Origin of the sequence: Pseudomonas sp. B3G-3, assembly GCF_028640915.1 — a bacterium.
GTDB classification, from domain to species: domain Bacteria; phylum Pseudomonadota; class Gammaproteobacteria; order Pseudomonadales; family Pseudomonadaceae; genus Aquipseudomonas; species Aquipseudomonas chlororaphis_I.
Window position 1 is genome coordinate 197,575 of the sequence record NZ_JAQZAB010000127.1, and the last position, 13,074, is coordinate 210,648.

Genomic DNA, 13,074 nt, shown 5'->3' on the forward strand with positions numbered 1-13,074 from the left:
AGGTAAAAACCTCTTACTTGTCACTTACATACCGGCTTTGGTCGCCCGGATATCAGGCGTCCACCATCGCCATCGCCTCCTCGACATCCACGGCTACCAGGCGTGAACAGCCGGGCTCGTGCATCGTCACGCCCATCAATTGATCGGCCATTTCCATGGCGATCTTGTTGTGGGTGATATAGATGAACTGCACCGTCTGCGACATCTCTTTAACCAGCCTTGCGTAGCGTCCAACGTTAGCGTCATCCAGCGGAGCGTCAACTTCGTCGAGCATGCAGAACGGCGCCGGGTTCAACTTGAAGATGGCAAATACCAGCGCCAGGGCCGTCAATGCTTTCTCACCACCGGACAACAAATGAATGGTGCTGTTCTTCTTCCCTGGCGGACGCGCCATGATCGTTACCCCTGTATCGAGTAGATCTTCGCCCGTCAGTTCCAAATAAGCGCTGCCGCCACCGAAAACTTTTGGAAAGAGTGCCTGTAAACCGCCGTTAATCTGATCAAAGGTATCCTTGAAACGATTACGGGTTTCCTTGTCGATCTTGCGAATCACGTTTTCCAGGGTTTCCAGGGCTTCCACCAGATCGGCGTCCTGGGCGTCCAGATAACGCTTGCGCTCGGACTGCTGCTGGTACTCATCGATGGCCGCGAGGTTGATCGCCCCCAGGCGCTGGATACGCGCGGCAATCCGCTCGAGCTCTTCCTCGGCCTCTTTCTCGCTGGCCTGTTCGGTCAGCGTGGCGAGCACGCCCTGCAAGTCGTAGCCGTCTTCCAGCAACTGGTCCTGCAAGGTCTTGCGGCGCACGCTCAGGGCTTGCCATTCCATGCGCTGCTGTTCGAGCTGGCCACGGATCAATTGCGATTGCTGCTCGGCCTGGGTCCGGCGTTTTTCCGCATCGCGCAATTCGCGGTCGGCATCCTCCATGGCGATCTGCGCGCTCTTGAGCTCGACGTCGACGGTCATGCGCTTTTCCAGCAACTCCTCGAGCTTCAGGCGCAGCTCTTCCAGCGGTGCGGCGCCCTCCTCCAGGTTCAGGCTGAGCTGTTCACGCTTCTCCGTCAGGCGCTCCGATTGCAGCTCCAGGCGTTCCAGGGCCTGGCGGGTGGAATCGTGCTGGGCCTTGAGCGAACCCAGGCGTACCGCCAACTGGTGAGCGTGATCCTTGTGCTGGCGCGCCTCCTGGCGCACCCGGTCCAGGCGCTCACGCAAACTGTCGCGCTGGGCCAGCAGCAATTCGCGCTGCTCGGTGTCCAGGGCCATGCTGTCGAGGGCTTCCTGCAGCTGCAGACGGGCTTCGCCCACCTGCTCGTGTTCCACGGCGCGCTGCTCGCCCAGCTCCGCCACTTCTTCATCCAGACGGGTACGGCGCAGGGCCAGCTGTTCGGCCTTGGCCTTGCCGGCGGAAAGCTTGGCTTTCAATTCACCCTGCTGACGGGCTTCGTCCTGCAGCAGGCGGCGCAGGTGTTCGCGACCGTTCTCCTGCTGGCGCTGTTGCGCACGCAGGTTCTGCAAGTGGGTTTCCAGGTCTTCCACGCTGGCTTCGCGCTCGTCGCGCTCTTGGCTCAACTGCTCGATTTCCTGGTTGCGCGCGAGCATGCCGCTTTCCGCTTCGCTGGCGCGGCGCACCCGCAGGAAATGCCGGCCGACCCAGAAACCGTCGCGGCTGATCAGGCTCTCGCCGGCCGCCAATTGGCCACGCAGGGCAAGAGCCTGTTCAAGGCTTTCCACCGGTTTGACCTGACCCAGCCAGGGCGCCAGGTCGACCTGGGCATCGACCTTGTCCAGCAGGCTGCCGGGTATCCGCGCGCCCTCGCCCGCCAGCTGGAGCAGGCGCAGATCGCCCTGCTCGAACCCGGCCAGGTCAAAGCCGGCAAAGTCGTCGACCAACACCGCTTGCAGGTCGGCGCCGAGCACGGTTTCCACCGCCAGCTCCCAACCGGCCTCGACCTTCAAGCCTTCGGCCAAACGCGGACGCTCGGCCAACTGTTGCTCGCGCAGCCACTCCGCCGCGCCGGTCCCCGGATTGAGCGCCGCCTGCTGCAAAGCCTCCAGAGAGGCCAGGCGACCATTGAGACGTTGCAATTCACCCTGGGCCTGCTGCTGGGCCTGGGTCGCCTGATGCAGCTCCTGGCGCAGTTGCTCCAGGCGCTCGACCTGACCGTCTTCGCTGGCCTGCAAATCTTCCAGGGTCGCCTCGCTCGCCGCGAGTTGTTCGTTGAGTTCGAGGATTGCCGCGTCTTCCGGATCGGCGGCGAGCAACGCGCGCTCCTCCACCAGACGCCGCTGGCGCTCGCCCAGACGCTCCATGCTGCCTTCGAGCTGCTGGATACGCGACTGCTGCACCTCGGCCTGGCGCCGCGGCTCGGCGGACTTGAGGTTGAATGCGTCCCACTGCTCCTGCCAGCCGTGCATGGTGGCTTCGGCTTCTTCCAGGGCCGCGGCAGCCTCTTCGGCGGCGGCGCTGGTGACTTCCTGCTCGGGCTCGAGCATTTCCAGCTCTTCACCGAGGGTGGCGAGCAAGGTGCGGTCGTGACCCAGGTGGGATTCGGTCTCCTGGCGTGCACGCTCGGCCTCGCGCAAGTCGTCCTGCAACTGGCGCAGACGCTGCTGACCGTGCTGGATGCTCTGCTCGACCCGGGCGATATCGCCGCCGACCGAATAGAAGCGCCCCTGCACCAGATTGAAGCGCTCGGACAGCTCATGGTGACCGTCGCGCAGGCGCTCGATGGCGGCGTCGGCATTGCGTTGTTCCGCCACCAGGGCTTCAAAGCCGACTTCCTGGTTGCCGATGATCGATTCGCGCTGGCCGACCTGCTCGTTAAGCTCCTGCCAGCGCAACGCCGACAGCTGGGCCTTGAGCTGACGCTCCTCGGCTTTGTATTCCTGGTACTTCTCGGCCGCCTGGGCCTGGCGGTGCAGGCGTTCGAGCTGGCGCTCCAGCTCTTCGCGCAGGTCGGTCAGGCGCGCCAGGTTTTCGTGGGTACGGCGGATGCGGTTTTCGGTTTCCCGGCGACGCTCCTTGTACTTGGAAATCCCCGCCGCTTCTTCGATGAAGTTGCGCAGGTCTTCCGGCTTGGCTTCGATCAGCTTGGAGATCATGCCCTGCTCGATGATCGAGTAGCTGCGTGGCCCCAGGCCGGTGCCGAGGAAAATATCGGTAATGTCGCGACGGCGGCACTTGGCGCCGTTGAGGAAATAGCTGTTCTGACTGTCGCGGGTGACCTTGCGGCGGATGGAGATTTCCGCGTAGGCCGCGTACTCGCCGACCAGGGTGCCGTCGGAGTTGTCGAAGACCAGCTCGATGCTGGCCTGGCTCACCGGCTTGCGGCTGGTGGAACCGTTGAAGATGACGTCGGTCATCGACTCGCCGCGCAGGTTCTTGGCCGAGCTCTCGCCCATTACCCAGCGCACGGCGTCGATGATGTTCGACTTGCCGCACCCATTGGGCCCGACCACCGCCGCCATGTTACTGGGGAAGTTCACCGTGGTCGGGTCGACGAAGGACTTGAACCCCGCCAGCTTGATGCACTTGAGCCGCACGCTCAGGCAACCGTCAAGGCGGCGACTACCAGGTCGCAACTGCGCCGGGCATAGGCCGTCAACACCAGGCGGATGGTCGACAGGTCACGGGCCAGCACGGCGGCCAGCAGTTGCTCGAACAGGTCGAGGAATTCGCTCATTTCCGCCTTGCGCTGCTCCAGGGCCAGGAAATAGGCACGGCTCATCGCCGGCTGCAGGTTCTCGACGGTTTCCTGCAGGTACGGGTTGTTGGCGAATGGGTAAGCGGCGCGCATCACGTTGAAGCTGTCTTCGACGAAGCTGCGGATGTCCTGGCGCTCGTAGGCGGCGATCAGCCGTTGCTGGATCTGCAGGAACGGCGCCATGTCGGCTTGCAGTTCCCAGCCGTTGGCCACCGAGTTGCCCAGCAGGATGTACAGCTCGCTCATCAGGGTGCACAGGCTCTGCACCTTGTGCGGGGTGAGTTCGGTCACATGGGCGCCACGACGCGGCAGGATGGCGATCAGGTGACGGCGTTCGAGGATCAGCAGGGCCTCGCGGACCGAGCCGCGGCTGACGTTGAGGGCCAGCGTGACCTTCTGTTCCTGAATGCGCTCCCCAGGCTTGAGCTCGCCGCGAATGATGCGTTCGGCGAGGTGGTGAGCGATTTGCTCGGCGAGGCTGTCCGGCGCCTTGAACGTCATGGTTTTCCTTCAAACTCTTAGATCGGTACAAGCGGCGCAGTGTAGCGCAATTGCTACCTCATGGCGGAGTGCCCAAGGGCCTGAATTTGGCACGGAATAAGCAAAAAGCACTGCGGCCCGGGAGGGTCAATACTGTTTGAAAGCGCTTGTTGATCGGCAAAAAGCAATTTCTTGACCCTTAGGTCAGAAATTAATTGACCGAAAAGTCAGACATGACTAAATTCGGCCCACGTCGGTTACCAATAATAATGAGTCTGCGAGGCCTTCCGTGATCCAGTTTTTACTCAACCAGGAACTCCGTAGCGAGCACAGCCTGGACCCGAATCTGACGGTGCTCAACTATCTGCGCGAGCACCTGGGCAAGCCCGGCACCAAAGAAGGCTGCGCCAGTGGCGACTGTGGCGCCTGCACCGTGGTGGTCGGCGAATTGCACACCGATGACACGGGCGCGGAGCACATCCGTTATCGCAGCCTCAACTCGTGCCTGACCTTTGTCTCGTCGTTGCACGGCAAGCAGTTGATCAGCGTCGAAGACCTCAAGCACCAGGGCCAGTTGCACAGCGTGCAGAAGGCCATGGTCGAGTGCCACGGCTCGCAGTGCGGCTTCTGCACGCCGGGCTTCGTCATGTCGCTGTTCGCCCTGCAGAAGAACTCCGAGCAACCCGACTCGCACAAGGCCCATGAAGCCCTGGCCGGTAACCTGTGCCGCTGCACCGGCTACCGTCCGATCCTCGCCGCCGCCGAGCAGGCCTGTTGCAACAAGCAGCCTGACCAGTTCGACGCCCGCGAAGCCGAGACCATCGCGCGCCTGAAAGCCATCGCCCCCAGCGACACCGGCGAGCTGAACAGTGGCGACAAACGTTGCCTGGTACCGCTGACCGTGTCCGACCTGGCCGACCTGTATGACGCCTACCCGCAAGCCCGGCTGCTGGCCGGCGGCACCGACCTGGCGCTGGAAGTCACCCAGTTCCACCGCCCGCTGCCGGTGATGATCTACGTCGGCAACGTCGCCGAAATGAAACGCGTCGAACGCTTCGACGACCGCCTGGAAATCGGCGCCGCCACCGCCCTCTCCGATTGCTACGACGCCCTCAAGGCCGAGTACCCGGACTTCGGCGAACTGCTGCAACGCTTCGCCTCGCTGCAGATCCGCAATCAGGGCACCCTGGGCGGCAACATCGGCAACGCCTCGCCCATTGGCGACTCGCCACCCTTGCTGATCGCCCTGGGCGCGCAGATCGTCCTGTGCAAAGGTAACACCCGTCGCATCCTGGCCCTGGAAGACTATTTCATCGACTACCGCGTCACCGCGCGCCAGGAAAGCGAGTTTATCGAGAAGATCATCGTGCCGCGGGCCAGCGCCCAGCAGCTGTTCCGTGCCTACAAGGTGTCCAAGCGCCTGGACGACGATATTTCCGCGGTCTGCGCGGCCTTCAACCTGCGCATCGAAAACGGCGTGATCGCCGACGCCCGCGTGGCCTTCGGCGGCATGGCCGCCACCCCGAAACGCGCCAAGCACTGTGAAGCCGCGCTGCTCGGCGCGCCCTGGAGCGAGGCCACAGTCGAACGTGCCTGCGCTGCCCTGGGCGAGGACTTCACTCCGCTTTCGGACTTCCGCGCCAGCAAGGAATACCGCCTGCTCAGCGCCCAGAACCTGCTGCGCAAATACTTCATCGAACTGCAAACACCGCACATCGAGACCCGGGTGACCGCTTATGTCTAATCATCACAAAGTCGAGAAGACTCAAGCCGAACTGAGCGCCCTGTTTCAACAGGATCTGGCCACCGGCGTCGGGCGCAGCGTCAAGCACGACAGCGCCGCCAAGCATGTGTCCGGCGAAGCGGTGTACATCGATGACCGGCTGGAATTCCCCAACCAGCTGCATGTGTATGCGCGCCTCTCGGACCGTGCCCACGCGAAGATCCTCAGCATCGACATCGCGCCCTGCTACGCCTTCGACGGCGTGCGTATCGTCATCACCCACAAGGACATTCCGGGGCTGAAAGACATCGGCCCGCTGCTGCCCGGCGACCCGCTGCTGGCCATCGACGATGTGCAGTTCGTCGGCCAGCCGGTGCTGGCGGTGGCCGCCCGCGACCTGGAAACCGCGCGCAAGGCGGCCATGGCCGCGCTCATCGAATACGAGGACCTGGAGCCGGTGCTGGACGTGGTCGAAGCCCTGCGCAAGCGCCACTTCGTCCTCGACAGCCACACCCACCAGCGCGGCGACTCGGCCAAAGCCCTGGCCAGCGCCGAGCATCGCCTGCAGGGCACGCTGCACATCGGCGGCCAGGAACACTTCTACCTGGAGACCCAGATCTCCTCGGTGATGCCCACCGAAGACGGCGGCATGATCGTCTACTGCTCGACCCAGAACCCCACCGAAGTGCAGAAGCTGGTGGCCGAGGTGCTGGACGTGTCGATGAACAAGATCGTGGTCGACATGCGCCGCATGGGCGGTGGTTTCGGCGGCAAGGAAACCCAGGCCGCCAGCCCGGCATGCCTGTGCGCGGTGATCGCGCACCTCACCGGCCAGCCGACCAAGATGCGCCTGCCGCGGGTCGAAGACATGCTGATGACCGGCAAGCGCCACCCCTTCTATATCGAGTACGACGTCGGCTTCGACAGCACCGGGCGCCTGCACGGCATCCAGCTGGAGCTGGCCGGCAACTGCGGTTGCTCGCCGGACCTGTCGGCCTCGATCGTCGACCGGGCGATGTTCCACGCCGACAACTCGTACTACCTGGGCGACGCCACCATCAACGGCCATCGCTGCAAGACCAACACTGCGTCGAACACCGCCTACCGTGGCTTCGGCGGCCCACAAGGCATGGTCGCCATCGAAGAAGTGATGGACGCCATCGCCCGCCATCTGGCGCTCGACCCGCTGGCCGTACGCAAGGCCAACTACTACGGCAAGACCGAACGCAACGTCACCCACTACTACCAGACCGTCGAGCACAACATGCTCGAAGAAATGACCGCCGAGCTGGAAGCCAGCAGCCAGTACGCCGAGCGTCGCGAAGCGATCCGCCGCTACAACGCCAACAGCCCGATCCTGAAAAAGGGCCTGGCGCTGACCCCGGTGAAATTCGGCATTTCCTTCACCGCTAGCTTCCTCAACCAGGCCGGCGCGCTGGTGCATGTCTACACCGACGGCAGCATCCACCTGAACCACGGCGGCACGGAAATGGGCCAGGGCCTGAACACCAAGGTGGCGCAGGTGGTGGCCGAAGTGTTCCAGGTGGAAATCGACCGGGTGCAGATCACCGCAACCAACACCGACAAGGTGCCCAACACCTCGCCGACTGCCGCCTCCAGCGGCGCCGACCTGAACGGCAAGGCCGCGCAGAATGCCGCCGAAACCATCAAGAAACGCCTGGTGGAGTTCGCTGCCCGGCAGTACAAGGTCAGCGAGGAAGATGTGGAATTCCACAACGGCCATGTGCGGGTCCGCGACCAGATCCTGAGCTTCGAGGAGCTGATCCAGCAGGCCTATTTCGCCCAGGTCTCGCTGTCCAGCACCGGCTTCTACAAGACTCCGAAAATCTACTACGACCGTGCCCAGGCCCGTGGCCGGCCGTTCTACTACTTCGCCTACGGCGCCGCCTGCGCCGAAGTGATAGTCGACACCCTGACCGGCGAGTACAAGATGCTGCGCACCGACATCCTGCATGACGTCGGCGCCTCGCTGAACCCGGCCATCGACATCGGCCAGGTGGAAGGCGGCTTTATCCAGGGCATGGGCTGGCTGACCATGGAAGAGCTGGTGTGGAACGCCAAGGGCAAATTGATGACCAACGGCCCAGCCAGCTACAAGATTCCGGCGGTGGCCGACATGCCGCTGGACCTGCGGGTCAAGCTGGTGGAAAACCGCAAGAATCCGGAAGACACGGTGTTCCATTCCAAGGCCGTGGGCGAGCCGCCGTTCATGCTCGGCATCGCTGTCTGGTGCGCGATCAAGGATGCCGTGGCCAGCCTTGGCGATTACCGGCACCAGCCAAGGATCGACGCGCCGGCCACGCCGGAGCGGGTGTTGTGGGGCTGCGAGCAGATGCGCCAGTTGAAGGTGACCAAGGCCGTCGAGGCCGAGTCTGAACTGGCGCCGCTCTAGACCGAGGTGCGCCCATCGCGGGCAGGCCTCGCTCCTACGAACAGGTGACACGCGAACGACGCATAACCTGTAGGAGCGAGGCTTGCCCGCGATGATGGCCGAACAGACAACAGCGATGTTGAGGTGAAACATGTACAACTGGATCAGCGCCCTCGCCGACCTGCAAACCCGCGGTGAACCCTGCGTGCTGGTGACCATCATCGAAGAGCTGGGTTCGACGCCACGCAATGCCGGCTCGAAGATGGTCATCAGCGCCACCCAGAGTTTCGACACCATCGGCGGCGGCCACCTGGAATACAAGGCCATGCAGATCGCCCGCGAAATGCTCGCCAGCGGCAAGCAGGATACCCACCTGGAGCGCTTCAGCCTGGGCGCCAGCCTCGGCCAGTGCTGCGGCGGCGTGACCGTGTTGCTGTTCGAACCCATGGGCCAGGTCCAGGCGCAGATCGCGGTCTTCGGCGCCGGCCATGTCGGCCGCGCCCTGGTGCCGCTGCTCGCCAGCCTGCCGTGCAAGGTGCGCTGGATCGACTCACGGGAACAGGAATTCCCCGAGCAGATCCCCCTGGGCGTGCGCAAGATCGTCAGTGAAGAGCCCGTCGATGAAATCGACGACCTGCCCGCCGGCAGCTACTGCATCGTCATGACCCACAATCACCAGCTCGACCTGGAACTCACCGCCGCGATTCTCAAGCGCAACGACTTCGCCTACTTCGGCCTGATCGGCTCGAAGACCAAGCGGGTGAAGTTCGAACACCGCCTGCGCGAGCGCGGCTTCGACAACAGCGTGCTGCAACGCATGCGCTGCCCGATGGGGCTGGGCGAGGTCAAAGGCAAACTGCCTGTGGAAATCGCCATCTCCATCGCCGGTGAAATCATCGCCACCTATAACGCCAATTTCGGCCAGCACAGCGTCCGCGCCGAACCCATTGCCAAACTGCTGCCGGCCTCGCGCCGCAGCCATGCCTCCCATTAAAAAGCCACGAACCGAGACTGCCTCATGCCTCTGACTCGCAAAGCCTACCGTGCCGCCATCCTGCACAGCATCGCCGACCCCGCCGAGGTCGGCATCGAAGCCTCCTACGAGTATTTCGAGGATGGCCTGCTGGTGGTCGACAACGGCCAGATCAGTGCCCTCGGCCACGCCAGCGAATTGCTCGCCAGTTTGCCCCCCGATACCGAGATCACTCACTACCAGGATGCGCTGATCACCCCAGGCTTTATCGACACCCATATCCACCTGCCGCAGACCGGCATGGTCGGTGCCTATGGCGAGCAGTTGCTGGACTGGCTCAACACCTACACCTTCCCTTGCGAAAGCCAGTTCGCCGACCAGGCCCATGCCGAGGAAGTGGCGGAGATTTTCATCAAGGAACTGCTGCGCAACGGCACCACCACCGCCCTGGTCTTCGGCAGCGTGCATCCGCAATCGGTGAATGCCTTTTTCGAAGCGGCCGAGAAACTCGACCTGCGGATGATCGCCGGCAAGGTCATGATGGACCGCAACGCTCCCAACTACCTGACCGACACCGCCGAATCCAGCTATCTGGAAAGCAAGGCGCTGATCGAGCGCTGGCACGGCAAGGGTCGCCTGCACTACGCGGTGACACCACGTTTCGCCCCGACCAGCACCCCGGAACAACTGACCCTCGCCGGCCAGTTGCTCGGTGAGTACCCCGACCTGTACATGCAGACCCACATCAGCGAGAACCTGCAGGAAGTCGAATGGGTCAAGGAGCTGTTCCCGGAGCGCAAGGGCTACCTGGATGTGTACGACCACTACCAATTGCTGGGCGAACGCTCGGTGTTCGCCCACGGCGTGCACCTGTGCGACGACGAATGCGCGCGCCTGGCGCAGACCGGTTCGGCCGTGGCCTTCTGCCCGACCTCGAACCTGTTCCTCGGCAGCGGCCTGTTCAACCTGCCGATGGCCGAGAAACACAAACTGAATGTCGGCCTCGGTACCGACGTCGGCGGCGGCACCAGCTTCTCGCTGCTGCAGACCCTGAACGAAGCCTACAAGGTCATGCAGCTGCAGGGCGCACGGCTGAGCCCGTTCAAGTCGCTGTACCTGGCCACCCTCGGCGGCGCCCGCGCACTGCGCCTGGAAGAGCGGATCGGCACCTTGCAGCCGGGCACCGACGCCGACTTCCTGGTGCTCGACTACAACGCCACGCCGCTGCTGAGCTATCGCCTGAAGCAGTCCAAGAGCATCGCCGAGACCCTGTTCGTGCTGATGACCCTGGGCGACGACCGCACCGTGGCGCAGACCTATGCCGCGGGTAATCTGGTGCACCAGCGCTAATCCCGAAAACGAAAAATCCCCCGCCTCAGATTCTGGGGCGGGGGATTTTTTTACCTGCTGTAAACCCTGTAGGAGCGAGCTTGCTCGCGAAAAGATCGCCAACGATGACGCGTCTTGGCAGACAGGTCGCCGCTTCGCGGCTATCGCGAGCAAGCTCGCTCCTACAGAGAGATGGCGTTACAGCTTGGCGGGAGAACGGCCCGGCTTCTTGGTTTGCAGCAGGTGCGAGAACACCGCGTGCAGGTCGTCCGAGGCGCTTTCTTCGTCGAGGTTGAGCTTGCTGTCGATGTGATCCATGTGATGCATCATCAGGGTCACCGCCAGCTCCGCGTCGCGGGCCTCGATGGCGTCGATCAACTGGGTGTGCTCGTCGTAGGAACAGTGCGAGCGGTTGCCGCTTTCATACTGGGCGATGATCAGCGATGTCTGCGACACCAGGCTGCGCTGGAAGCTGATCAGCGGGGCATTCTTCGCCGCTTCGGCAAGCTTCAGGTGGAACTCGCCCGACAAGCGGATACCGGCGCCGCGATCGCCGCGGGAGAAGCTGTCGCGCTCGTCGTTGACCATCTGCCGCAGCTCGGCAAGCTGCTCGGCCGTGGCATGCTGCACCGCCAGTTCGGTGATCGCCCGCTCCACCAGCCGGCGCGCCATGAACACCTGACGGGCTTCCTCGACACTCGGGCTGGCCACTACCGCGCCGCGATTGGGCCGCAGCAGCACCACGCCTTCATGGGCCAGGCGCGACAGCGCACGACGAATGATGGTACGGCTGACCCCGAAAATTTCCCCCAGCGCCTCTTCGCTCAACTTGGTGCCGGGCGCCAGGCGCTGTTCGAGGATGGCCTCGAAGATATGCGCGTAGACAATATCGTCCTGGGTCCCGCTGCGACCGGCCTTGCCTGCTCGCGGTTGTTTCTTGAGGGGTTGCAACTGTTCGTTCATGGGCACTCGAGTCGGGAGAACTGCGGCGAATTGACCGTGACTGTAATACGGCACAGTGGGTCGCTGACAAGTATCGCGTAAAAACAATGGCACATTGTACACAACCCATAGGGTTTATTCGCAATAACTCTATGGTCCAGCGCCTGTCGCAACGACTGTACGGCCATTTGCCGCCCTGGCTGTATTGCAATGAATAGTTACTTTTACGTTTAGGCTTGGCCCCTGCTTTCGTCACCCAACGCCCCTGCTCCGGGCTTTCGGGTGGCAGATATCTTCATCAGAACAAGGAACAGTGCTCCATGTCCGACGCCTCCCTCGCGCCGTTACGCCCCCTGGCCGATACTTCGCCCTCGGCCGTAGTCGCCGGCTTCATCGCCATGATGACCGGCTACACCAGCTCCCTGGTGCTGATGTTCCAGGCCGGACAGGCCGCGGGGCTGAGCAGCGGGCAGATTTCCTCCTGGATCTGGGCCATCTCCATCGGCATGGCCGTGTGCAGCATCGGCCTGTCCTTGCGCTACCGCACCCCGATCACCGTCGCCTGGTCGACCCCCGGCGCCGCGCTGTTGATCACCAGCCTGTCCGGGGTGAGCTACGGCGAAGCCATCGGCGCCTATATCACCTGCGCGGTGCTGGTGACCATCTGCGGCCTGACCGGCAGCTTCGAACGCCTGGTCAAGCGCATTCCGGCCTCGCTCGCCGCGGCGCTACTGGCGGGCATCCTGTTCAAGATCGGCAGCGAGATCTTCGTCGCGGCGCAGCACCGCACTGGCCTGGTGCTGGGCATGTTCTTCAGCTACTTGCTGGTCAAGCGCCTGTCACCACGCTACGCGGTGCTCGCCGCGCTGTTGATCGGCACCGCGCTGGCCGGCGTGATGGGCCTGCTGGACTTCAGCCAGTTCCACCTGGAAGTCGCCACACCGGTGTGGACCACTCCGCACTTCTCCCTGGCGGCGACCATCAGCATCGGCATCCCGCTGTTCGTGGTGGCCATGACCTCGCAGAACATGCCCGGGGTCGCAGTACTGCGCGCCGACGGCTACAACGTGCCGGCCTCGCCGCTGGTCACCACCACCGGTATCGCCTCCCTGCTGCTGGCGCCATTCGGCTCCCACGGCATCAACCTGGCGGCCATCAGCGCGGCGATCTGCACCGGCCCCCATGCCCACGAGGACCGCAACAAGCGCTACACCGCGGCGGTCTGGTGCGGGATTTTCTATGGCATCGCCGGGATCTTCGGCGCCACCCTAGCGGCCTTGTTCGCGGCACTGCCCAAGGAGCTGGTGCTGTCGATCGCCGCCCTGGCGCTGTTCGGCTCGATCATCAACGGCCTGAGCATCGCCATGAGCCAGGTGAAGGAGCGCGAGGCAGCGTTGATCACCTTTATGGTGACGGCCTCGGGCCTGACCCTGTTTTCCGTCGGCTCGGCGTTCTGGGGAATCGTGGCCGGCGTGCTGACCCTGGTGATCCTGAACTGGAACAACGAATAAGCCTGTGGCCGCTGCCGCAGGC

At 63.5% G+C, this 13,074-nt stretch carries 8 protein-coding genes; 5 read left to right on the forward strand and 3 right to left on the reverse strand.

The window, feature by feature from the left end:
• Positions 1-52 precede the first annotated feature (52 nt).
• Together smc and PVZ80_RS28525 are read right to left on the reverse strand one after the other, a co-directional pair.
• Entirely contained in the window at positions 53-3,541 is a 3,489-nt protein-coding gene (smc, locus tag PVZ80_RS28520) for a chromosome segregation protein SMC (RefSeq protein WP_198919977.1), read from the reverse strand.
• 2 nt (positions 3,542-3,543) lie between these two features.
• On the reverse strand, positions 3,544-4,203 hold the full coding sequence (locus tag PVZ80_RS28525; protein ID WP_009047920.1) for a GntR family transcriptional regulator: 660 nt from the start codon (positions 4,201-4,203) through the stop codon (positions 3,544-3,546).
• Between the two features lie 268 nt (positions 4,204-4,471).
• On the opposite strand from PVZ80_RS28525, the gene xdhA reads away from it, so the two are divergent.
• The 4 genes from xdhA (at position 4,472) to guaD (ending at position 10,620) form a co-directional block, all read left to right on the forward strand.
• A complete protein-coding gene (gene xdhA / locus PVZ80_RS28530) occupies positions 4,472-5,926 on the forward strand; it encodes a xanthine dehydrogenase small subunit (RefSeq protein WP_198919976.1) in 1,455 nt (484 codons plus the stop codon).
• On the forward strand, positions 5,919-8,318 hold the full coding sequence (gene xdhB / locus PVZ80_RS28535; RefSeq protein WP_198919975.1) for a xanthine dehydrogenase molybdopterin binding subunit: 2,400 nt from the start codon (positions 5,919-5,921) through the stop codon (positions 8,316-8,318). Before xdhA ends, xdhB begins: the two co-directional genes overlap by 8 nt.
• 130 nt (positions 8,319-8,448) lie before the next feature.
• On the forward strand, positions 8,449-9,291 hold the full coding sequence (gene xdhC / locus PVZ80_RS28540; RefSeq protein WP_053268569.1) for a xanthine dehydrogenase accessory protein XdhC: 843 nt from the start codon (positions 8,449-8,451) through the stop codon (positions 9,289-9,291).
• A 24-nt stretch (positions 9,292-9,315) separates the two neighbouring features.
• Positions 9,316-10,620, forward strand: coding sequence for a guanine deaminase (guaD, locus tag PVZ80_RS28545; RefSeq protein WP_273864873.1), 1,305 nt, complete (start codon positions 9,316-9,318; stop codon positions 10,618-10,620).
• Positions 10,621-10,797: 177 nt separating this feature from the next.
• On the opposite strand, the gene PVZ80_RS28550 is transcribed toward guaD, so the two are convergent.
• Positions 10,798-11,562, reverse strand: a complete 765-nt coding sequence (locus PVZ80_RS28550; protein WP_007932193.1) for a GntR family transcriptional regulator — start codon at positions 11,560-11,562, stop codon at positions 10,798-10,800.
• Positions 11,563-11,861: 299 nt separating this feature from the next.
• Here PVZ80_RS28550 and PVZ80_RS28555 point away from each other — a divergent pair, with 299 nt between their 5' ends.
• On the forward strand, positions 11,862-13,052 hold the full coding sequence (locus PVZ80_RS28555; RefSeq protein ID WP_124313037.1) for a benzoate/H(+) symporter BenE family transporter: 1,191 nt from the start codon (positions 11,862-11,864) through the stop codon (positions 13,050-13,052).
• Positions 13,053-13,074 lie beyond the last annotated feature (22 nt).

Coding starts and splice junctions, on each gene's coding strand:
- PVZ80_RS28525 (WP_009047920.1), bottom strand. CDS start 4,203: ATGACGTTCAAGGCGCCGGACAGCCTCGCCGAGCAAATCGCTCACCAC.
- xdhB (WP_198919975.1), top strand. CDS start 5,919: ATGTCTAATCATCACAAAGTCGAGAAGACTCAAGCCGAACTGAGCGCC.
- xdhC (WP_053268569.1), top strand. CDS start 8,449: ATGTACAACTGGATCAGCGCCCTCGCCGACCTGCAAACCCGCGGTGAA.
- guaD (WP_273864873.1), top strand. CDS start 9,316: ATGCCTCTGACTCGCAAAGCCTACCGTGCCGCCATCCTGCACAGCATC.
- PVZ80_RS28550 (WP_007932193.1), bottom strand. CDS start 11,562: ATGAACGAACAGTTGCAACCCCTCAAGAAACAACCGCGAGCAGGCAAG.
- PVZ80_RS28555 (WP_124313037.1), top strand. CDS start 11,862: ATGTCCGACGCCTCCCTCGCGCCGTTACGCCCCCTGGCCGATACTTCG.